Annotated in this window: 20 protein-coding genes; 14 read left to right on the forward strand and 6 right to left on the reverse strand. The window is 72.7% G+C overall.

The genetic code is table 11. From position 1 onward, the window contains the following. The first annotated feature begins 35 nt into the window (after positions 1 to 35). From ACZ6TV_RS52590 to ACZ6TV_RS52640, 11 genes are all read left to right on the forward strand, one after another. On the forward strand, positions 36 to 1,043 hold the full coding sequence (locus ACZ6TV_RS52590) for a hypothetical protein (protein WP_465308824.1): 1,008 nt from the start codon (positions 36 to 38) through the stop codon (positions 1,041 to 1,043). Between the two features lie 242 nt (positions 1,044 to 1,285). Further along, the gene (locus ACZ6TV_RS52595) at positions 1,286 to 1,699 is read left to right on the forward strand and encodes a histone-like nucleoid-structuring protein Lsr2 (RefSeq protein ID WP_465308826.1); all 414 of its coding nucleotides are present in this window, start codon (positions 1,286 to 1,288) and stop codon (positions 1,697 to 1,699) included. A gap of 312 nt (positions 1,700 to 2,011) precedes the next feature. Further along, positions 2,012 to 2,941 (forward strand): SAM-dependent methyltransferase, encoded by a 930-nt coding sequence (locus ACZ6TV_RS52600; protein ID WP_465308828.1) that lies wholly within the window; start codon positions 2,012 to 2,014, stop codon positions 2,939 to 2,941. A gap of 392 nt (positions 2,942 to 3,333) precedes the next feature. After that, on the forward strand, positions 3,334 to 4,083 hold the full coding sequence (locus ACZ6TV_RS52605) for a hypothetical protein (RefSeq protein ID WP_465308830.1): 750 nt from the start codon (positions 3,334 to 3,336) through the stop codon (positions 4,081 to 4,083). A gap of 176 nt (positions 4,084 to 4,259) precedes the next feature. After that, the gene (locus tag ACZ6TV_RS52610) at positions 4,260 to 5,267 is read left to right on the forward strand and encodes a hypothetical protein (RefSeq protein WP_465308832.1); all 1,008 of its coding nucleotides are present in this window, start codon (positions 4,260 to 4,262) and stop codon (positions 5,265 to 5,267) included. A 196-nt stretch (positions 5,268 to 5,463) separates the two neighbouring features. Then, positions 5,464 to 6,663: a hypothetical protein gene (locus ACZ6TV_RS52615; protein ID WP_465308834.1), complete on the forward strand. Its 1,200-nt coding sequence runs from the start codon at positions 5,464 to 5,466 to the stop codon at positions 6,661 to 6,663. 191 nt (positions 6,664 to 6,854) lie between these two features. Further along, on the forward strand, positions 6,855 to 7,667 hold the full coding sequence (locus tag ACZ6TV_RS52620) for a hypothetical protein (protein WP_465308836.1): 813 nt from the start codon (positions 6,855 to 6,857) through the stop codon (positions 7,665 to 7,667). 96 nt (positions 7,668 to 7,763) lie between these two features. Beyond that, positions 7,764 to 8,657 carry an ATP-binding cassette domain-containing protein gene (locus ACZ6TV_RS52625; protein WP_465308838.1) on the forward strand — a complete coding sequence of 298 codons (894 nt, stop codon included), beginning with the start codon at positions 7,764 to 7,766 and terminating at the stop codon, positions 8,655 to 8,657. After that, complete coding sequence (locus tag ACZ6TV_RS52630; protein WP_465308840.1) at positions 8,650 to 10,464, forward strand: ABC transporter ATP-binding protein; 1,815 nt, start codon at positions 8,650 to 8,652, stop codon at positions 10,462 to 10,464. Before ACZ6TV_RS52625 ends, ACZ6TV_RS52630 begins: the two co-directional genes overlap by 8 nt. Beyond that, the gene (locus tag ACZ6TV_RS52635; protein WP_465308842.1) at positions 10,454 to 12,226 is read left to right on the forward strand and encodes an ABC transporter ATP-binding protein; all 1,773 of its coding nucleotides are present in this window, start codon (positions 10,454 to 10,456) and stop codon (positions 12,224 to 12,226) included. The genes ACZ6TV_RS52630 and ACZ6TV_RS52635 overlap by 11 nt, the downstream gene beginning before the upstream one ends. Beyond that, complete coding sequence (locus ACZ6TV_RS52640; RefSeq protein WP_465308844.1) at positions 12,223 to 13,287, forward strand: LLM class flavin-dependent oxidoreductase; 1,065 nt, start codon at positions 12,223 to 12,225, stop codon at positions 13,285 to 13,287. The genes ACZ6TV_RS52635 and ACZ6TV_RS52640 overlap by 4 nt, the downstream gene beginning before the upstream one ends. Before the next feature lie 23 nt (positions 13,288 to 13,310). On the opposite strand, the gene ACZ6TV_RS52645 is transcribed toward ACZ6TV_RS52640, so the two are convergent. Further along, a complete protein-coding gene (locus tag ACZ6TV_RS52645) occupies positions 13,311 to 14,780 on the reverse strand; it encodes an MFS transporter (RefSeq protein WP_465308846.1) in 1,470 nt (489 codons plus the stop codon). A gap of 86 nt (positions 14,781 to 14,866) precedes the next feature. Here ACZ6TV_RS52645 and ACZ6TV_RS52650 point away from each other — a divergent pair, with 86 nt between their 5' ends. After that, complete coding sequence (locus ACZ6TV_RS52650; protein ID WP_465308848.1) at positions 14,867 to 16,123, forward strand: SDR family NAD(P)-dependent oxidoreductase; 1,257 nt, start codon at positions 14,867 to 14,869, stop codon at positions 16,121 to 16,123. On the opposite strand, the gene ACZ6TV_RS52655 is transcribed toward ACZ6TV_RS52650, so the two are convergent. Further along, a complete protein-coding gene (locus tag ACZ6TV_RS52655; RefSeq protein ID WP_465308850.1) occupies positions 16,095 to 16,280 on the reverse strand; it encodes a hypothetical protein in 186 nt (61 codons plus the stop codon). The two genes, ACZ6TV_RS52650 and ACZ6TV_RS52655, sit on opposite strands and share 29 nt — an antisense overlap. Then, positions 16,277 to 16,801, reverse strand: coding sequence for an alpha/beta fold hydrolase (locus ACZ6TV_RS52660; RefSeq protein ID WP_465308851.1), 525 nt, complete (start codon positions 16,799 to 16,801; stop codon positions 16,277 to 16,279). The genes ACZ6TV_RS52655 and ACZ6TV_RS52660 overlap by 4 nt, the downstream gene beginning before the upstream one ends. 264 nt (positions 16,802 to 17,065) lie before the next feature. Here ACZ6TV_RS52660 and ACZ6TV_RS52665 point away from each other — a divergent pair, with 264 nt between their 5' ends. Together ACZ6TV_RS52665 and ACZ6TV_RS52670 are read left to right on the forward strand one after the other, a co-directional pair. Continuing rightward, positions 17,066 to 17,938 (forward strand): SigB/SigF/SigG family RNA polymerase sigma factor, encoded by an 873-nt coding sequence (locus tag ACZ6TV_RS52665; protein WP_465308853.1) that lies wholly within the window; start codon positions 17,066 to 17,068, stop codon positions 17,936 to 17,938. Positions 17,939 to 18,270: 332 nt separating this feature from the next. Beyond that, complete coding sequence (locus ACZ6TV_RS52670) at positions 18,271 to 18,441, forward strand: hypothetical protein (RefSeq protein ID WP_465308855.1); 171 nt, start codon at positions 18,271 to 18,273, stop codon at positions 18,439 to 18,441. 126 nt (positions 18,442 to 18,567) lie between these two features. Here the strand turns inward: ACZ6TV_RS52670 and ACZ6TV_RS52675 are convergent, their stop codons facing one another. The 3 genes from ACZ6TV_RS52675 to ACZ6TV_RS52685 form a co-directional block, all read right to left on the reverse strand. Then, positions 18,568 to 19,242 (reverse strand): DUF6766 family protein, encoded by a 675-nt coding sequence (locus tag ACZ6TV_RS52675; RefSeq protein ID WP_465308857.1) that lies wholly within the window; start codon positions 19,240 to 19,242, stop codon positions 18,568 to 18,570. Between the two features lie 123 nt (positions 19,243 to 19,365). Beyond that, positions 19,366 to 19,794 (reverse strand): hypothetical protein, encoded by a 429-nt coding sequence (locus ACZ6TV_RS52680; RefSeq protein WP_465308859.1) that lies wholly within the window; start codon positions 19,792 to 19,794, stop codon positions 19,366 to 19,368. A 207-nt stretch (positions 19,795 to 20,001) separates the two neighbouring features. Continuing rightward, a complete protein-coding gene (locus tag ACZ6TV_RS52685) occupies positions 20,002 to 20,268 on the reverse strand; it encodes a SpoIIE family protein phosphatase (protein ID WP_465308861.1) in 267 nt (88 codons plus the stop codon). Positions 20,269 to 20,460 lie beyond the last annotated feature (192 nt).

A 20,460-nucleotide genomic window follows, 5' to 3' on the forward strand; every position in this document is an offset into this window, starting at 1 on the left:
CTTGCCGATCCGCTGAAGCTGTCCGGAGGGGTGTCATGACGCTCGACCCGCCGTCGCGGACGCCGCTGCGTACGGTGCCCGGCCTACCGGCCGACAGGCAGGTCCTGGTGCTACCCGGCACAGCGCCGTTCGCCGAGCGGTACGCGACCACCCTGGCGAGCGGGGTCGTCGACGCCGCCGCCGCGCAGGACTACACCCAGCTGTTCGTCGCTGTCTGCGGTGCTCACCGACGGGCGTGCACGATGTGCAGCACGTACGCCAGCGTCGTCATCGTCGCCGCCGCCCAGGCCCGGATCACCACCGTGCGGTTCATCCCCATGAGCGCGGCCCCGCCGGTAGGGGCGGGCCCGACAGCCCTCTCGTCGCTGGATCAGCCAGAGCACGGTCAACGACTTGTGGTCGGTAGCTACGCCGACGCGGTCCAGGCCAGCAAGCGGGCGGCCGCCGAGGCCGGCGCTTTCGACGGCAACTTTCCCGGCCCCTACGGCAATCACGGTCACTACGCGCTTGCCGTGCTCATGGCCGGCATCCTCGACGGGTTGCCGGCGCCACCGGACACCATGTGGGTGCCGCACGACGGTGGGATCGGCGTCGCCGTCGACGCGGCGCTGCGCCTGCTCGGCTGGCCCACAACCCTCGTCGCCGTCACCGCCGACCCGGCGGCCACCGCCACCCACACCGTATCGGCCGACCCGATCCCGGTCGCCCGGACCAGCAGCGACGACGACGGCACGGCTGGTGGCGCCGCCCGCGCCGTCGGTCGCGGGCCGTGGCCACTCTCACCGCTGCAGGCACGCCTCGGCAGCCGGATCGGCACCAACCACATCGTTGCGGTCGACGCGGGGCAGGTCGAGCACGCCCGGCACCTCCTCGGCGCGGCCGGGATCTCCGCGCAGGATGCGGGCGCGCGGGGCGTCGCCGGTCTCCTGCACGCCCGCAGCACCAGTGGCGGCACCTCGGCAGGTTCCGGCGCCGGCTATCACGTCGCTCTCGTCGATCCTTCCGGCCGCGCCGACGACCCTGGAGAGGACCGGCCCTCGTGAGGCAGCCGCGACGTATGGAGCTCCTCCCGACCGGCCGCCTGGCGGCGACGCCGCAGCACGATCCGTCCTCGCCCGCCCGTATGCGCGCCCACGTCCGTGGGCGGCGTGCGGGGCGGGGCTGTCCGCCGGACCCAGACTGCCGCACGGTGACGTGGACCCGCCGTCATGACCTCGGCGCTGCCGGCGCCGCGCATCCCCAGCACAACCCCGACACGAACCCCGGACACGAACGGCATACCTCCATGGCGACCCGCACCACGCACACCCTGCTCGACGACCTCGATGGCAGTCCCGCAGACGAGAGCGTCCCGTTCGGCTTGGACGGCACCTCCTACACGATCGACTTGTCCGCGGTGAACGCAGCGGAGTTCCGGTCGTCGCTCGCCCCGTTCGTGGCCGCGGCGCAGCGGCAACCCGACCAGGTCGACCCGGGATCGGACCGGCGGAGCCGCTCGCCCCGGCACGCCGGCCTTCCAGGGCCACACCCGGACGTTCGACCACCCAGCGACGCCCAGCGCAGAGCGGCCAACACCGCCATCCGGGAATGGGCCCGCGGCGCCGGCTACGAGGTCAGCGACCGGGGCCGGCTCAAGAGCACGGTCGTTGCGGCATACCGCCTGGCCACCGCGGGCCACAGCGGGTCACGACACAGCTGATCACCCACCCAGCGATGCGACCGGATATCCGGTCGCCGACTCGGGACTCTGCCGGCGCGGATGACGTCCGCAAACCCTGGGCCGTCGGACGGCGCAATCCAGCGAAGGCCCGCCCGCATGCCGGCACCGCCACAGCACGCACACCCTCGTGCAGCACACGCCGACTCATTACCCGCGTGGCCGAGCACGCTCGCCAGCTGCGCAGCGTTTGAGAGGACCACGAACACCACATGCATCCGACCGCCCACAGCACCCGGTCATCGCCAGACCTGCACGCCCGCATCCGTCGATGCCAGCGGAGCGGCTGCCGCCATGTCTGACCTGCCGCCCGCATCCGGCGCGGCCAGCAGACCGCCAGGCGGTCCTGGTGCTGGCGCGCCGCTGGCGCCGCCGTTCGACACGAGCGTGGCGCATCCCGCCCGGCGCTACAACTACTGGCTTGGGGGGAAGGACAACTTCGCCGCGGACCGGGCCTCCGCTGATGCGATCGCGAAGGCGCATCCGATGGCCAAGGCCGGGGCGTTGGCGAACCGGGCGTTTCACGGCCGGGCGGTGCGCTACGTGGCCGGGCAGGGGGTGCGGCAGTTCCTGGACATCGGTACCGGCCTGCCCGCGCCGGGCAACACCCATGAGGTCGCGCAGGCCGCCGACCCCACGTCCCGCATCGTCTACGTAGATAACGACCCACTCGTGCTGGTGCATGCCCGGGCGCTGCTGACCAGCGCGGTGCCGGACACCGTCGACTACCTGCACGCCGACCTCGCCGACCCCGCCGCGATCCTCGCGTACATCCGGGCCGGCACCGTCCTCGACCTGGACAAGCCGATCGCGCTCCTGCTCGTAGCCGTGCTGCACTTCCTGCCCGATGACGCCGACCCGTACGGCGTCGTCGCCGTGCTGCTGGACGCCCTCGCCCCGGGCAGTTTCCTGGTCCTCAGCCACGGCACCGCCGACTTCCTCACCGACACGGAACGCGCCAAGCTCCCAGCCCTGGCCCCGGGCTATCACCCCCGCACCGAGGCCGGGATCGCCGCATTCACTACCGGCCTGGAACTGCTCGACCCGGGGCTCGTCGGCGTCGCCCAATGGCGCCCCGACACCGGTCCTGACACCGGCCGGGACGGTGAGGCCGACGCGCCGCTCGGCGTGGAGCAGCTCGCCGTCTACGGCGTCGTCGCCCGCAAACCCGCCGGACCGCCCTCAAATCAGCCGGTGCCACCCCAGCTGCCGGGCGACCGGTAGCAGGGTCATCTGGCAACGGTGCGACCGGCCGGACCCACTCTCCCCGACGACCTTTTCCTTCTGGAGTCGAGCACATGACCAGTCGCGGTACCCGCCCGGACGGCGGACCCGCCCGAGCACCGTCGTCCACGCGTTCGGCCGGCTCTCCCCGCAGCCGGGGACCCGCCCGGACACGGACCCGGATCACCGCCGCCGCGACGATCCTCTCCGCTGTCGCAGCGATCGCCGGTGCTGCCGCCGGTCCTGCCCAGGCGGATCCGGATCGTGCGGCAACCCTGGCACAGCTGCGGCCCCGCCCGGCGTTCTGCCCCGGCCTGGCACCGCGGCCCGGTGCGATGCCCGCCGGCGTTGCTGCGGTGCCGGCGGTGGGCGGGAATCCGGTGGCGCCGGAGGTGACCGAGTTGCGAGCCGGTCCGCCGCCGCTGGGGTTGACCGGCCGGCCGGTCGTGACACCGCCCGGCCGGTACACGTACTTCGCCACCCGCACGGTCCGTCCCGACGATTTCTGGCATCGCGATGCCCGCACCGGACTGGTGGAAAAGCCGCTGGAACAGACCGACGTCACGACCTGGGAGACGTCCGGCGGGCCGACATACGGGCTGTGGCAACGCACCTGGGACGTGCCCGAATGGCCGCAGCGAGAGCCCTACCCGTTCGTACGGCCCGCGGTCGTCCGCGCGGCGGGGTCCGATCCGTCGAATCCGGCAGACCCGGGGCATGACCTGTGGCTGGCGTTCACGGCCTGGTCGGTCGACCCGGACACCCTGGCCGGGCAGCTCGCCATGTGGGACCCCGACGACCGGCGGGCGACGTACGTGCTGCTGGTGCTCGCGTTGCGGTACCGGCGCACCCTGCCGACCCTCGCGCAACACACCGCGGCGCTCGCCGTGCTGTGCACCACCCCCGGAGTACGGCTGGACGGGCCGACGGTCGATCAGGCCGGCCGTCCGGGTATCGCGGTCCGCGCCGAGCACGATTACGGCCACGGCGTCGTCGATCACGGCGTCCTCATCCTCGACCGGCGCACCTGGCGACCGCAGTCCTGGACCTCCTTCACCACCGTCGACGGCGTTGTCAGACAGTCGCCGTACAGCGGTACCGACCTGCTCCTGGACGCCGGCTACCGCACCGTCCTCACCTAACCCGACCCGGCCGAAGCCGCCGGCATCGGCGCGGCTGCGTGGCCACACCTACCCCCCACCTACGCCCGCACCGCAGCGTGTGGCGCAGTCCCTCCGGACGAGCGGGACCCGCTGGTCACCGCTCGCCCCTCCACCCCCCAGGCCGGACCTCCCGGCACCACGGAAGGAAACCCCTCGTGCGTACCGCTTCCCTGCGCCGACGCAGGCTCGCCCTCGCCGGCATCGCCGTCGCGACCCTTGCCCTCCCGGCGGCGGCTGCTGTGACGGCACGCGCCGCCCGCACGGCCGACGCCGACCAGGACACCGCAGTCCCCGCGGCAGCGACCGGCGTGCCGTCCCGGCCCGCCGATCTCTGCACGAACCCGTTGGTCCCCGCCGCCCCCGGGTCGGTGTCCGCGTCGGGTGTGGCCGGGGGTGACGGCGCCGACAGCCTGGCGTTGCTGCAGCGCCTCGCCGGGCAGCTCGTCCCGGCGCCGGCGGATCACAGCAGCGGCGGGTCCACGGTCATCAGCTACCGGCTGTGGGCCGGTGACATGACCGGCGACCGGGGCCGGCCGGGCACGAGCACGACCGTGGTCGAGGATCATGTCCGCACGATCGCCGCCGACAACTCCGGCTCCGACGTGATCACCCGCTACCCGGCCGGGACCACGAACCCCGGTCCGGGCACGCCGGGTGCGACGACAACCACCGAGGAGCACCCGGCAGGCCGGGTGTGGGAGGGCATCGCCGCCCCCCGCGCTGACCCGGCGATCCTCGCCGGGCAGGTCAACGAGGTCCAGCCGTGGGACGACGGGCCGTTCGCCGGGCTGCGGGCCATCTCCAGCACCGCCATGGCCACCTACCTGACCTGCCCGGTCCGGGCCGCGGCTCTCAATGTCCTGGCGAACATGGACGCCACCTATAGCGGCCCGGCCACCGACCGCGCCGGACGACCCGGCATCGCGATCACCGTCACCACCGTCGACAACGGCACACCCGCCGTCCGGGACACCCTCATCGTCGACGCGAGTACCGGCGTCGTGCTGGCCTACGAGCTGCAGCTGCTGCGCAACCCCGGCGGCTACCGCGGCGGCACCTACCCACGCACCGAGCTGTACCTGCTGTTCCTCAGCAGTGAACGCCGTGACACCACCACCATCACCGCCGGTCCAGGCATCGGCGTGAGCGCAACACCGTCATAGCCCGGCGCCACACCACCACGACTGCTGACCACCGACCTGCCCGGTCCTGGCTGAAACGGCGCACTCCGATGCTGCGATCCACTGCCCCCGCCCGTTCTCCCCGCCCTGAACGCTCCGCGATGCAGCACCGGCCGCGCGGGCACCACCGACCGTGCACCGTCTGCACCATCGGTGCGGCATTCTCCGGAGCACGCCGGTGAGGGGTGGCGGCGTCGACTACACCAGCGTGCAGGTCGCGCCCGACCTGCGTGCGCAGCCGGACTGTGGGCATCCCGGGGCGCGGTGCCTGCGGCTGCTGGTCACCGACCTCGGACACCCGGCGGTGCCGGCGATCGCCGAGGTATTGCGGAAGGCATGCCGACGTGCGCACCTGACCGGCTGCTCCACCCGGCATCCGCTGCCACCACCACCGCCCGGCATCACCTGGATCGTCGACGGCCGACCGTATGACAGCAACGCCGTCGACACGCTGGACAACGCGGCCTCCGACGGCGGCTGCGACACGATCCTGCCGCTGACCCCGGCCGCTGTCCGAACCGTGACCAGCGCCGAGATGCGCGAACGTGCCGGGTACGACGACCTCCATCTGGTCTGCCCACCGGACCCGATGATCGGCCTCACGCGGAGTCGATGGCAGCTGGCTCAGCACCTGCGTGACCTGAACCTGCCGGTCGTGCCGACCGTCCGGGTCTCGCGGGGCGGCGACCTGCTCGCTGCCGCCACCGACCTCGGGTACCCGGACACCGACCTGACCGTGATGTCCGACGACGTGTTCGACGACACCGTGTGGACCGTGAGCGCGAACGCCGGATTCACCGACCCGGGCCGGCGGCTGCCCTTGGCGGCGGTGACCGCGTTGCTGGACCACGCCCCGCACCCCGCGCCGGGCGCCGCCACCGCCGTCGTGCGCCCCGTGCCCGGTGCCGAAGCCCACCCGGACGACCCGTACGCCGGGCGGTGCACCGTCGACCTCGTCGCCGACGCCGGCCGCATCATCGCCGTCCTCGCCCGCCGCACCGGCCCGCCCTACACCGGCAGCACTACCGATAACCAGGGCAGCAGCGGCGTCGCCGGGACCGACACTGTCGTCACGCTCCCCGCACCGGCCCGGGAGCTGGTCACCGCGGTCGTTGCCGGGTTGCGGTGGACCGGCCCGGCCACGGTCGGGCTCGCCGGAGTCGGCGTGTACGGCAGCGCACCGGTCATCACCGAGGTCCTGCCGTGGCTGGACCCCGCCGCCTACCTCGGCGCATACGCCGGTGCTGACGTGCTCACGGCCGCGGTCCGGCACGTCCGCGGCGAGCCCGTCCCACCCGACCCGGTGTGGAAGCCGACACCGACGACCGCGCACCACTACCACCTCGTCCAACACTGGGCCCACCTGGAACGCAGTTGACCCGCCGACCGCCAGCGACGGGCACCGGCGGCAGCCGACGGCAGATCGCCGACGATCCGGCGGGCCGCCTTCGGCGGGCGCCGCTGCCCCGACGTGTCGCCACCCTCCGCACACCAGCCCAATCTGTTGAATCGCCTGGAGGCGCCATGAAGACCGGCCGCCGTGATTACCGGCGACGTGTCCTCGGCGGGGTGACGGTACCTCTGCGTGGCTGGTGGCACCGGCGTGCCCGGGAGCGGGCCGCGGCGACGCTGGCGCGGCAGCTGCGCGACCGCGACCCGCTGACCGCGCCGCACGACCCTGACCTCCTCGCCGTGTGCCTGGCGTATCTGCGGCTGTACAGCAGCCGTGACCCGCAGCTACCGCTGCGGGCCTGGGCGCAGTACGCCTACGACACGGCCCGGCACCTGCACGGCGACGACCATGCCGACACCCTCGCCGCCGGCCAAGAGCTCGCCGCGGAACTCGACTTCGACCGTGACCACAGCGCGGCCGCCGCCGTGCGGCAGGCATTGATCGACAGCTACACCCGCCTCGACGACCCCCTCGAGGCGGTGCAGGTCCGGTTCGATCTGGGCTGCACCCTGCACGCGCTCGGCCGCTGCGACGACGGCGTCACCGCCGCGCAGCTCGCCTGGCGGGACTGGGAGCAGGGGGTCGGCCGGGTCGATCCGATCGGCCTGCGCCAGCTGATCGTCGTCGCGGCGATGCTGCGCGCGTGCCACCGCGTCGCCGACGCCGCGCCGCTGATCGCCCTCGCCCGGTCACGCATCCATGCCGGCATCGCCACGTTCAACCAGCACGGCCGCGTAGCTGTCGTCCTCAGCTTGCTGGCGCAGCAGCCCCTCGCCCTGGATGACCACGCCGGCGTCTGCACACGCCACACCAGGAACCCCACCGGACCAGCCCGCTCAGCAGTTCCTGACGGCCGGAGCAGCGCTGCCGGCACGCCCCAGAACGCGGTCGGCGAACACGAGCCGTTCATCGTGTTCGATCTGCTCTGACCAGCCGCCAGCAGGCGCCGGCCGGTGCCGCGACCAGCGCCGCCTGATCCCGACCGATCCGATCCCATGACACCGACCAGGCAGGAGGGAGCCCGTATGTCCGTGTGGCACCGGGCCCCTGCCGCGGATCCGGCGGCGCAGCAGCAACTGCGCGGGCTGCTCGACGAGGCGATCGGCTGCTACACCGGGGAGCGCTACCACCAGGCGTATCAACTGTTGACCGAGTTCCGTGCCGCCGCCGACCAGGGCGTCGCGATCTTGGACCGCGACGAGGACACCGCCGTGCGCTACCTCGCCCGGACCCTGATCGCCCTCAACACCCCGCATGACGCGCAGCACCTCCTCGCCGGGCACGTCACCGACCTGGCGACCCGGCACCGGCCGGACGACCTAGAGACGGCGCTGTGCACCGTAACGCTCGCCGACGCCCTGCGGCACCTGCACCGACCGTCCTTCACCGTCCGGCAGTCGATCACCGAGCCGCTGGTGTCGTTCAAGGTCGGCGACCGGCGCAGCCGCGAGACCCGCGCCAGGGAGCTGCTCGACCAGGTCGCGCTGCCCGTCGCGTACCTGGACCGGCTGCCGAGCGAGCTGTCCGGCGGGCAGCGGCAGCGGGTCGCGATCGCGCGGGCCCTCGCGCTGAGCCCGCAGCTGCTGATGCTCGACGAGCCGGTGTCCGCGCTCGACGTCCTCGTCCAGGACCAGATCCTCCGGCTGCTGGTCGACCTGCAGGAGCGGCTCGGGCTGTCGTACCTGTTCGTGTCGCACGACCTGGGCGTCGTCGCCGAGATCTCGCACACGGTGTCGGTGATGAGCGGCGGCAAGGTCGTCGAGCAGGGGCCAGTCGCGGAGGTCTTCACCAACCCGCAGTCGCCGCACACCCGCGAGCTCATCGATGCCGTCCCCGGCCGCGCAGCGGCCGATCGGCCGGCGGTGGACACACCGGCTACGCCGTCAGCGGACCGGCCGACGGCGGATGTGCATGGCTGAACCTTCCATGGCGCGACGCCCGCCACTTCCGGACACCCGGCGGCCGTCGGCGCTCGTGGCCCAGTTCGCCGGGGCGCGAGCCAACCCGGGACCGGCGGCCCTCGCCACCGTCACCGGGCTGCTCAACGGCGCCACGATGGTGTTCGGCGCATCCGCCGTCGGCTGGTCCACCGACCACCTCGTGGTGCCCGCCCTGTCCGGCAGTACCGTGCCGGCGTCCGCGTGGTGGGTCAGCGCGCTGCTCATCCTCGGCATCTCGGCGCTGCGATGGGTCACCATCTTCGTCCGCGGCGTCGCCACCGGCCGGGTCCAATACCGCTCGCAGGCCGAGACCCGCCGCGCCGTCGTGCACCGCTACCTCGAGCTCGACCCCGGCTGGCATCGCCGCCATTCGCCGGGCCGGCTCCTCGCCCACGCTGTGTCGGACGTCGACGCACTGTGGTCGCCGATGCAGTTCGCGTACTTCGCCGCCGGCATGGTCTTCATGCTGCTGCTGGCCCTGACGGAGCTGTTCGTCCGCGACCGCGCCCTCGGCTTCGTCGGGCTGGCGCTCGTCGTCCTCGTCCTCGGCGTCAACATCGGCTACCAGCGACTGCTCGCCCCGCGCGCCCGCGCGGCGCAGGCGGCCCGCGGCGCCGTCAGCGGCGTCGCCCACGAGTCGATCGAGGGCGGACCCGTGGTCCGCAGCCTGGGCCTCGCTGCGGCCGAGGACGCCCGATTCGCGCCCGCCGTCGACGGCCTGCGCGCCGCGGACCTGCGTATCGCCGCGGTCAGCTCGGTCTTCGACCCTGTGCTGGAGCTGCTGCCCACCGTCGCGGTCCTGGCCGTCCTCGCCGTCGGGGCGCCGCAGGCCACGCCCGGCGGCCTCACCGTCGGCGACCTGGTCGGCGTGGTGTACCTGCTCATCACGATCTCCATCCCGCTCAACGTCATCAGCCGCTTCCTGTCGATGCTGCCGATGTCCGGCGCCGGTCGCGCCCGCGTGCAGGCGGTGCTGCAGCACCCGGGCACCTCGTCGTCCGGCGGCAGGCTCGCCGATCAGCGAGGCGCGCTGCGGGTGCGGCTGCGCGGCGTCGGCGTCACCGTCGACGGCCACCGGCTCCTCGATAGCGTCGACCTGGACCTCGAGCCGGGCACCGTCACCGTCGTCGTCGGCGCCGTCGGCTCCGGCAAGAGCACCCTGCTCGACGTCGCCGGCGGCCAGGACCACCCGACCGGCGGCACGGTGTGCTTCGACGGCGTCGACGTGCGCGACCTCGGCCGGGACGCGGTCGCGGAGCACGTCGCGGTCGTGCCGCAGACGTCGTTCCTGTTCGCGGAGTCCGTCCGCGACAACCTGAGCCTCTCCGGCCACCCGTGGCGGCGCCGCCCGTACATGGAACAGGAGCTTTGGCGGGCCCTGCGCATCGCCGCGGCGGACGACATCGTGCGGGATCTGCCCGACGGGCTCGACACCGTCGTCGGTGAGCGCGGCGCGACCCTGTCCGGCGGCCAGCGGCAGCGGATCTGCCTCGCCCGCGCCGTCCTGCGCGAGCCGCGGCTGCTGGTGCTCGACGACGCCATGTCGGCGCTCGACCCGCGCGTCGAACGCCAGGTCCTCGCCGGGCTCGCCGCCGCCTGGGACGGCCCGGACCGCCCGACGGTGGTGCTCGCCACCAGCCGCCCCGCCGCGGTCACCCTCGCAGACCGGGTGGTCCTCCTGCACGCCGGCAGAGTCGCCGCAGCCGGTGCGCACACCGCGCTGCTGGACGTGCCGGAGTACCGCCGCCTCGTCACCGCCTACGAGGACCGCTCCCATGTCGGCTGAACTCGCCAGCCTCGCACAGGCCGGCCCGCGGGCCCTGATCGCCGCCGCCGTGCGCGTCTCACCGCGGCTACGCAAGGGCCTCGCCCTCACCGGCCTGCTGGCGCTGCTCGCGGGTGCCGGTCGGGTCATCGCGCCGCTGACCGTGCAGCACGCGATCGACGCCGGGCTCGCGCCGCACACCGTCGGGCCCGCGGTCGCCGTCGGCGCGGGCGCCGTGCTGGTCGCCGGCACGTCCTCCGTCCTGCTCAACCGACGGCTGCACGACCGCGTCGAAGGAGCCCTGGCCGACGTGCGGCGGGCCGGGTTGCGCCGGGTCCACGAGATGGCCGCCAGCACCGCCGACCGGGTGCCCGCCGCCGACCTGACGGCCCGGCTCACCAGCGACGTCGACCAGGTGACCACGTTCCTGCAGGGCGGTGGCATCCAGTTCCTCACCAGCGCCGCCCAGCTGCTCGTCGCGACCGCCGCGATGCTCGCCTACAGCCCGCTGCTCGCGCTGCCTGTGCTGGTCCTCGCGGCGCTCGCGTTCGGGGCGATGCTGGGCATGCAGCGGGTGATCGCCCGCCGGTACGACCGTGCCCGCACCGACGTGTCGCGCCTGCAGACCGCGGTGAGCGAGGCCGTGCTCGGCGCGCCGGTGATCCGCTCCACCGGCACCGCCGCCCGCGCCCGGGGCAAGCTCGACGAGGCCGTCGACCGCGCCCGGGACAGCTTCATGCGGACCCTCGTGCCGTTGCACAGCAACACGTCACTGGGGGAGCTGGCGATCTCCACGATGACCGTGGCGGTCCTGCTCGGTGGTGTCTGGTGGGCCCTCGCCGGCGACCCGGCGCAGCCGCGCCTCACCGCCGGGCAGGTCGTGGCGATGGTGTTCCTCGTCGGGTTCTTCGTCCGGCCGCTGCAGTTCCTCGTGCAGAGCCTCGGCGAGGCGCAGAACGCACTCACCGGCTGGCGACGGGCCCTGGAGCTGGTCAGCACGCCGAGCGCCGAGGTCGCCGACGGCGTCGCGCTGCCTCCCGGCCCGGTCGGGGTGTGCGTCGAGGAGGTATCGGCCCGGTACGGCGACGACCGCCTCGTCCTGCGCGACGTAACGGCCCGCATCGCACCCGGCGAGCACGTCGCCGTCGTCGGCCGCACCGGATCGGGCAAGTCCACATTCGCGAAGCTGCTCACGCGGCGCCTGGAGGCAGCCGGCGGGACGATCCGGCTCGGCGGGGTGCCGTTGCCCCGGCTCGCCGCCGCTTCGCTGGCCGGCCGGGTGGTCATCGTCCCGCAGGACCCGTTCCTGTTCGACGGCACCCTCGGGCAGAACATCCGGCTCGGCGTGCCCGCCGCGACCGACGCCGACGCGGTGCGCATCCTGCGCGACCTCGGCCTCGCAGATTGGTTCGGCACCCTGCCCGACGGCCTCGACACCCAGGTCGGCCTGCGCGGTGAACGGCTCTCCGTCGGCGAACGGCAGCTCGTCGCCCTGGCCCGCACGGCCCTCGTCGACCCGGACCTGGTGGTGCTCGACGAGTCGACGTCCGGCGTCGACCCGGCCACCGATGTGGCGGTGCAGCGCGCTCTCGCCGTCCTGACCCGCGACCGGACCACCGTCTCGATCGCCCACCGCATGATCACCGCCGAGACCGCCGACCGGGTCCTCGTCTTCGCCGCCGGGCGCCTCGTCGAGTCCGGCCACCACACCGACCTCGCCGGGCGGCCCGGCCCGTACGCCGACCTCGTCGCGGCATGGCACAGCACAGGAGGTAACCCATGACCAGGCTCGGCTTCAACACCCGCGTGTCGTTCCCCACCGGCGAGGCGGCCCGCGGCCTCCGTGAGGGCATCGAGCTCTTCCAGGCGGCGGAGGCGCTCGGGTACCAGTCGGGCTGGGCCTACCAGCGGCACTTCGACAACTACCTGTCCTCACCGATCCCGTTCTTCGCCGCCGCCGGCCAGCACACCAGCCGCATCACCCTCGGCAGCGCCGTCATCCCCGCCCGCTATCAGGAGCCCGTCCTGCTCGCCGAGGCGGCCTGCACCGCGGACCTGTTGATCGGAGGGCGGCTGCAGCTGGCGTTCTCCAGCGGCACCGACGTGTGGGACTCCGTGTTCGGCGCGGCCGGCACCGACGCGCGCACCGAGGGCCAGCGGCGGCTCGCCCGGTTCCTGTCCGCGGTCTCTGGGGAGACCCTGCACACGGTGACGGAACGCCACGGCCTCGCCGGCCCGCCGGTCGGCACCGAGCTGCGGGTCACCCCGCCGGACCCTGGGCTGCGGGACCGGATCTGGTACGGCTCCGGCAGCATCGCCTCTGCCGTCACCGCCGCACGGCAGGGGCTGCGGCTCATCACCGGCACGATCCTGCACGACGTCCCGGCCGGCGAGACGTTCCCCGACCACCAGGCGCGGCTGATCGGCGCCTACCGTGAGGCCTGGACCGTCGCGCACGGCACGCCCGCGCCGCCGGTCGCGGTCGCCGCCTCGGTCCTGCCCGGGCCGACCGAGGCGCTGCGCGCCACGTACGCCGCCTATGACCGGCAGCGACGCACCCAGGGCCCCGGCGCGTCCCGCCCCGCGGGCGCCCTGCCGCCGGCACTGTCCGCGGACCTGCCGCCCGGGATGGCGATGAGCCCGGTGTACCACGGCGACCCCGACACCGTGACCGCCGCGATCCTCGCCGATCCGGGCCTGTCGGCGGCGGACGAGCTGGTGCTGTTCCTGCCACCCGCGTTCGGCCTCGCCGACAACGTCCGCCTGCTCACCGACCTGGCACGGACGGTGGCCCCGGCACTCGGCTGGACCCCGTCCCTCGAACCGGTGTCCGCCGCACGCTGAGCCGACGCAGAGCGCCCGGCGCGTCATTCGTGCATGGCGCCGGGACCGGCGGACTCGGCCGGGGCGTCGTGGGCCTTCGGGGTGTTTCGGAGGGCCGGACTGAAGGAGAGCAGGCAGGCCACGAGGCCGAGACCGAAGCAGATGAGCAGGCCCTGGCGCAGGCCGGTGGCGGTGACGGTGCGCAGGTCGCCGGCGAGGGCGACCCCGGTGACGAGGGCGATGCAGAACGTCGCCGACAGGCGTTGCGTCAGCTGGAGGAACGACGCCGCGACGCCATGGTGCGTCGGCGGCGCGAAGCTGAGTGTGATCGCCCGCAGCGCCGGCTCGAACACCGCCGACGCGCCGCTGATGAGCAGTTCGATCGCGACGATCGCGACGACGAGCCCGGCGCCCGTGACCGTGGTGCTGATCGAGGCGAGGACGGCTGTGCCGGAGGCCTGGACGACGAGCGCGATCGGCAGGGTACGGGCCCCGAGCCGGGCAAAGACGCGGGAGGTGACCGAGGACGCCGCGACCCGTGCGAGCGCGCCGGGGACCAGCACCGCGGCGACGACGAGGGGGCTCCAGCCCAGCCCCTGCAACAGGTACACCGTGAGCACCGTCGAATGGGCCAGCAGGCCGCCGAACCAGAGCAGCGCGATCAGGTTGCCGGCCACGAAGCCGCGGGACGCCAGCAGTTGCGAGACGAACAGCGGCGTGCGCCCACGGGCGGCGTAGCGGCGCTCCCAGGCGATGGTCGCCACCGCCAGGCCGGCGCACGCGCCGACGACGGCCCAGAGCCGGCCACCGTCGATGCCCGGGTCGATGACGGGCACGGTGACCAGCACGACGAACGCGCCGACGAGCACGATCGCGGGAAGGTCGAGACTGATCCGCCGCGCCGCGGGTGGCCGGCGCGGCAGGAACCGGACGGTCAGCGCGACGACGGCGGCGACGAACGGCAGGTTCAGCGCCAGCACCGCCCGCCACGCGAGGTGGTGGGGGAGCACGTCGAGCGCGATCGCGGCGCCGAGCGGCCCGACGACGGCGGCGGCCGCGCCCGCGGCGCTGTAGGCGGCGAGGGCGCGGACCCGTCGCAGTCCGGTGAACCGGTCCTGGATGATGCCGAGCACCTGGGCGCTGATGAGCCCGGCGCCCAGCCCCTGCACGGCGCGTCCGGTGACCGCCCACCCGATGCCGGGCGCTGCCGCGGCGGCGAGCGCGCCGGCCGCGAACACGACGAGCCCGACGATGAACAGGGTCCGCCGGCCGTGAGCGTCGCCGAGCCGCCCGCCGGGCACCAGGCCGAGCCCGAAGGTCAGCGAGTAGATGGACAGGAACCACTGGACGCCGCTGGTCGGCGCGTCGAGGGCGGTGCCGAGTGACGGCACCGCATAGGTGACGACCACCGAGTCCAGCAAGGTCGCGAACCCGGCGCCGGCGCAGCAGGCCAGCAAACCGAGGTCGGCCCGTCCCATCCGCGCCGGCGCGGCCTCCGTGTCTGCGACGGTCACAGGCGCAGCGTAAGCGCCGGTCCAATTGGCGTCAAAGCCTATGGGCTAACTAGTAATTTGCATCGCTTTCATGGCAAGATCGGGCGGTGCACATCGAGAGCGTCGACTGGGACGATGTCGCCGCGGTGGCGTTGCGGGAGGCGATGGCCGAGGAGGTGCGGCTGCGCTACCCGGACCGGTTCAACGATCGAAACGGCGTCGACGCGGGCGACGTCGTCTACACAGGCGTCGCCTACACCGCCGACGGGCTGCCGGTCGGGCACGCAGCGCTGCGGCGGCTCGGCGCCGACCTCGAGCTCAAGCGCATGTACATCGTCCCCGCGCACCGCGGCACGGGCGTGTCGACCGCGTTGCTCGCGGCCGTGGAGGCGGCCGCGGCCCGGCTCGGCGGGCGGCGGCTCCTGCTGCAGACCGGCGACCGCCAGCCGGAAGCGGTCCGCCTGTACGAGAAGACCGGCTACACCCGCATCCCGATCTTCCCGCCGTACGAGACGCGGACGTACTCGTTCTGCTTCGAGAAGCTCCTGCAGCCCGTTCACACTGCCACCACGGTGATCACAGGCGGCACCGACGGGATCGGGCGGGCGCTCGCCGGGACGTACCTCGGCCGCGGCCACCACGTCGTGGTCATCGGGACCAACCAGGAAAAGGGCGCGGCGTTCCTGCGGGCCGCGGACGAGGCCGGCGCCGGTGACCGGGCGTGGTTCCTGGGCGCCGACCTGAGCCTCGTCGCCGGCAACCGCGACGTCATCGACCGGATCACCGAGCGGTATGCGGCGATCGACGTACTGATCCTCGGGGTACGCTTCCACCGCTCGACCCGCGTCGAGACCGCGGACGGCCTCGAGAGCAACTTCGCGCTCTACTACCTCAGCCGGTACCTGCTGAGCCACGGCCTGGCCGGGCCGCTGCGGCGCGCCGAGCGGCCGGTCGTGCTGAACTTCGGCGGCGCAGGGCTCACCGGCCCGGTCCGCTGGGACGACCTGCAGCTGCGCCGCGACTATCCAGGCACCGGCGCCCTCGGGCACAGCGCCGCCCTCTGCGACCTCCTCGGCGTTCGGTTCGCCGAGGAGTACGGCATCCCCTACGTACTGAACCATCCAGGGGTCGTCGCCACCAGCTTCGCGGGCGAGTACGACGCGGCCACCGCGAGCCACGTCGACGGGCTACGGAACTCGGGCAAGCCGGTCGCCGAGGCGGTCGCGCAGATCCTGCCGTTCCTCGACGCGCCGCCCGCCGGGCTCACGGCGGTGCTGGAGGGCAGGCGCATCCCGTTCGCGGCCGACCCGGGCGACGCCGCCCGCCTCGACGACATCACCAGGAAGCTCCTGGCGGCTCTCTGAGGATCAGCTCCGCTACGGCGTCGGGGCGGTCCAGGGGGACGAGGTGGCCGCTGCGGGCGACGAGATCTCCGGTGAGGTCGTCGGTGACCGGCAGCAGTTGCCGGTGCAGCAGGTCGCCGACGGTATTGCCGCCCACGGCGACGGTCGGCACGGTCAACCGACCCGCCGCAAGCACCGCCTCCGCGCTGTGCTGCGCTGCACGGTAGGAGCCGAAGCCGCACCGTAAGGCGTCGCGGCCGGTGTACGCGTGGACGAACGTGTCCCGGATGTCCTCGGCACGCCACGGTGCTCGTACGTGCCGGCGGCGAGGAACCAGTCCAGATATTCGCCTTCATGTCCTTCGAGGACCCTCTCCGCGAGCCCGGGCGCCGAGTGGAAGTCGAACCACCACGGCGGCGCCGCGAATCCACCGGCCAGCTCGGGCAGCGTCGCCTCGATGAGCGTGAGGCGGCGTACCCGCGCCGGATGCAGCGCGGCGAGCACGAACGTGGCCGGGACGCCGGCGTCGATCGCCACGACCTCGGCGCGGTCGATGTCGAGGGCGTCCAGCAGGCCGAGCATGTCGGCGGCGCCGGTGCCCGCGTCGACGCCGCCCGCCGCCCGGGCACTGTCGCCGATCCCGCGCAGGTGCCGGTGCACGGGATCGGCGACTTCACCGCTTTCGGCGGCAGCCGCCATGCTCGGCGTAACGCCTCTCGGTGAATTCGCCGGCCTCCTCCGAACGACCTGACCCAGCGGGAAGAGGCGCTCGGTAGAGTTGCGTGGGAGATGCCTGCACCGGCACGGGCCCCGGAGTACGTCGGGTTGCCGAGGTGAGCTGGCGTTACAACGATGATGCTTCTTCGATGTTCTGGGTATAGATGCAGGCACCGCGAGACTGACTGTCCGCGAACGGTGTCGTACCGCTACGACCAGGCATGAAGATCCGGAAGGGTGAACTTGATGTCCGTCACCGCCACACACCCTGCCACTGCCGTCGTCCCGCAGGCCGAGCAGCAGGTCTCGGTAAAGGCGAAAGCTGTCGAGCTCCTGCGGGTGCAGCCAGCGTCGCGGGAGCAGACCGATGCGGTAGCCCTGTCCCTGCTGTCGCTGCTGGCGGACCTGCCCGACGGCAGCCCGGACCGGGCGCGGGTACGGGCCAGGCTCATCGAGCTGTACGTTCCCCTCGCCCGGTATCTGGCGCAGCGGTTCCGCAACCGCGGTGAACCTCTCGAAGACCTCGTCCAAGTCGCCTGCGTAGGTCTGGTCCAGTCGGTCGACGGGTTCGACCCATCCCGGGGCGCGGCGTTCACGTCCTACGCCATTCCCATGATCTCCGGCATGCTGAAGCGGCACTTCCGGGACAAGTGCTGGGACGTGCGCGTCCCCCGCCGCGTCCAAGAGGTGCGGCTGCAGATCAACCGCGTCACCGAAGACCTCACCCACACCCTCGGCCGGGCACCCACCGTCAGCGACCTCGCCGCCCGTATCGACGCGACCGAGGAAGAGATCATCGAAGCGCTCGAGGCCGGCTCGGCGTATCGGGCACTGTCGCTGGACGTGCCGGTCCGCGGCGACGAGCACGGCGTCACCGAACTCGGCGACATGCTCGGCGGCGCCGACCACGACATGGAACTCGCCGAAACCCGGGAAGCACTACGACCGCTCCTGACCCGGCTTCCCGCCCGCGAACAGAAGATCATCTCGATGCGGTTCTTCGGCGGCTGCACCCAGTCCCAGATCGCCGCCGATCTCGGCATCTCCCAGATGCACGTGTCGCGGCTCCTTGCCGCAGCGCTCGCCAAACTCCGCACCGGCCTGCTGACCGACGACTGACCGGCCTTTTGGTGCAGGCGAACACTTGCTACGACCCGACCGTCTTTACCTACTCGGCATCTGGACCTCGTCTGGGACCAGCAGGGTTCCCCAGGCGGCGAGTCCGGCCGTGGTGGACGCCCACCGGCGCCGGGATCGATGATGGTGGTTCGCCCCGCCGGGCGGCTGTGCACACCTCACAACGACAAAGGGGACGTGCTGCGACGGCCGGAAGCGACCCTGTCGCCGAACCCGACGCTGCGGCACGTGCCATTCTGGACCGGGCGCGATGGGCCCGGGTTTCACACAGTGGACGTCCCAACTTGGCCTGGTCGACCTGGGAGCAGCTCGCCGTGGCTCTGATCCTGGACGATGCCGAGCACATCACGGCGATGGGCTACACCGTTGTGCGCGTCATAGAGGCGGTCGCGGACGGCATGCGCTGCCCACCGACCGACTTCACCGGTTGGCTGACCGACATCCGCGCCCGGCTCAATACGCAGAGCGAAGCCCAGCGCATGTAACCGTCGGTATGTTTACACGGACCTGCGGCGGGGCCGGAGGTCTGGGCCGGGTGAAACGGCGTCGGATCGCCTCGCCGGCTTGTGCCGTCCGGTCGGCGGAGCAGGTGGAGGTGGGTGTTGGCTGGTTCAGCCCTCGACGCCGGTCGAGGTGTGTGCCGAGCCGACCGGCTTGGACTCGGGGGATCCCCGCTGCCGCAGGTAGATGGACAGGACCGCCATGGAGAACACGGCGAGGAGTTCGGACTGCCAGTTCTGCAGGGTGCGGTTCCAGAAGTCCGGTTCGAGCAGGTAGCCCGGCCAGGACACGGGGGTCTGCAGCTGGCTGAGTTGCCGCTCGTTGAACGCCGCGACGCCGGCGAGCGACTGCGCGAGCCACGACAGCAGGAAGATCCCGCCCATGACCAGACCGAGCGAGTTGGACAGCAGCTGCCGCCGCCACCCGGCCGCCTTCGCCCAGGCTGGTGAGTCGTCACGGGCGTGCGGTCCGACGAGCTGGTCCTGATCGGACTCGGTGCCGGCCTGGTCCAGGGACTTCGACTCCGGTGAGCCCTTCTGCAGCAGCCACACGGTGAGCACGATGTAGAGGAAGAACTGTAGGTACTCCGACTGCCAGTTCTCCGCCACGTCCACCGCGAAACTGGCCGACGTCAGGTACCGGCCCAGCGATATCGGCTCCAGGCCGTCGACGACCTGCTGCTGGTTGTAGTCGGCATGCCCGGCGAACATCTGCCCGACGAGCGCGAGCAGGAACAGCACACCGAACACCAGCCCGAGGGAATGCTCCCGGACGAATCTGCGCATCGCGGCACCCCGGCTCATCGGTGCGTCCTTAGGTGCGTTCATCGGTGGAGCAGCCCGAGCGCGATGACATAGCCCAGCCCGGCGCCGACGACGGCCAGGCACAGCACGAACAGCGTCCGCATCTCAGCCTCCCTGCAGCATGCAGTCGTACGGCCGCTCACCATGCGGGCGGCAGCCGACCGCGACGACCCGCCACCCGCCCGGGAACGCCGCCACGAACACGGTGTCGTCGTCCAGGACGACCCGCGCCCACTGGCCGTACACATCCACCCGGCGCACCGCACCTGGCCCCGGCAGATCCTCATCGAGAATCGCGCCCGGACACAACGCGTCCGCGGAATGCTCAAGCTCCGCGACGGTGTCCGGGGCGAGGACGGTGCAGGCTGCGGCGCCGTCGCCGTCAGCGACGGAGGTCAGCAGTTGCACCGCCGCGTCCGCGGCGGCATCCCGCCGGGATGTGTCGGCTGTGCACCCGGTCATCAGCATCGCGACCGCGATAACAGTGGCGGTCGTCATCGACCGACTGGTTCGCATACTGAAGGGGGTGCCCATCCCCGGCCGGCAGCACACATGATCCACGCCGGACAGTTACCGACGATGCCTTCCCGGGCCGCACCTTGTCGGCCCGTCGCGATCAGGTCGCCGGTCGTGGTCTGCTGGCCCGTCGTGCGGTTCTTACCAGGCGCCAGTAGCCGCCTCGATCACTTCGATGGAAGTCGATGCTGCCGCGCCGCTGTAGTGACTAAACCGCCAGGTGGTCTAGCTTGGGAGATCGGCGTAGGTGATCGTCGAGCGGTAGGTGATCAGGGCGGCTGTCGCGTCGTCCTGGGGCCGTTCGTGCTGGTGCTCGAGGATGGCGTAGACGAGGCGGCCCATAGTTTGCGGTGCGGGGAGCCGGTCGGCGAGGGCGCGGGCGACGAACTCGGCCAGCTGGTCGGCGCCGAAGAAGTCACCGATGACGGCGCGAGCCTCAATGACGCCGTCGGTATACAACAGCGAGGTGATCGCCAGGTTTGGCACGGCCACCTCGGCGATGGCGGGTACGGACTCGGCGAGGATGGCGGGGACCCACGGTGTCAGGGTTTGAGCGTTGACCCGAAGGACACCAGCGCGGTGGGGGGGGGGGGGGGGGGGGGACACCCCCCCCGGGAGGAGTGAGGGGGGGGGGGTTTCTTCCGGTGGGTCCAGAGGCACACCCCCGGAAACAGCGAACGTTCC

This window comes from Dactylosporangium sp. NPDC051087 (assembly GCF_055586325.1).

Excerpts from the sequence above, each read along its gene's own strand:
- ACZ6TV_RS52680 (WP_465308859.1), bottom strand. The coding sequence starts at position 19,794 with ATGGGCACCCCCTTCAGTATGCGAACCAGTCGGTCGATGACGACCGCC.
- ACZ6TV_RS52625 (WP_465308838.1), top strand. The coding sequence starts at position 7,764 with ATGTCCGTGTGGCACCGGGCCCCTGCCGCGGATCCGGCGGCGCAGCAG.
- ACZ6TV_RS52600 (WP_465308828.1), top strand. The coding sequence starts at position 2,012 with ATGTCTGACCTGCCGCCCGCATCCGGCGCGGCCAGCAGACCGCCAGGC.
- ACZ6TV_RS52675 (WP_465308857.1), bottom strand. The coding sequence starts at position 19,242 with ATGCGCAGATTCGTCCGGGAGCATTCCCTCGGGCTGGTGTTCGGTGTG.
- ACZ6TV_RS52630 (WP_465308840.1), top strand. The coding sequence starts at position 8,650 with ATGGCTGAACCTTCCATGGCGCGACGCCCGCCACTTCCGGACACCCGG.
- ACZ6TV_RS52640 (WP_465308844.1), top strand. The coding sequence starts at position 12,223 with ATGACCAGGCTCGGCTTCAACACCCGCGTGTCGTTCCCCACCGGCGAG.
- ACZ6TV_RS52595 (WP_465308826.1), top strand. The coding sequence starts at position 1,286 with ATGGCGACCCGCACCACGCACACCCTGCTCGACGACCTCGATGGCAGT.
- ACZ6TV_RS52590 (WP_465308824.1), top strand. The coding sequence starts at position 36 with ATGACGCTCGACCCGCCGTCGCGGACGCCGCTGCGTACGGTGCCCGGC.
- ACZ6TV_RS52665 (WP_465308853.1), top strand. The coding sequence starts at position 17,066 with ATGTCCGTCACCGCCACACACCCTGCCACTGCCGTCGTCCCGCAGGCC.
- ACZ6TV_RS52660 (WP_465308851.1), bottom strand. The coding sequence starts at position 16,801 with ATGGCGGCTGCCGCCGAAAGCGGTGAAGTCGCCGATCCCGTGCACCGG.
- ACZ6TV_RS52635 (WP_465308842.1), top strand. The coding sequence starts at position 10,454 with ATGTCGGCTGAACTCGCCAGCCTCGCACAGGCCGGCCCGCGGGCCCTG.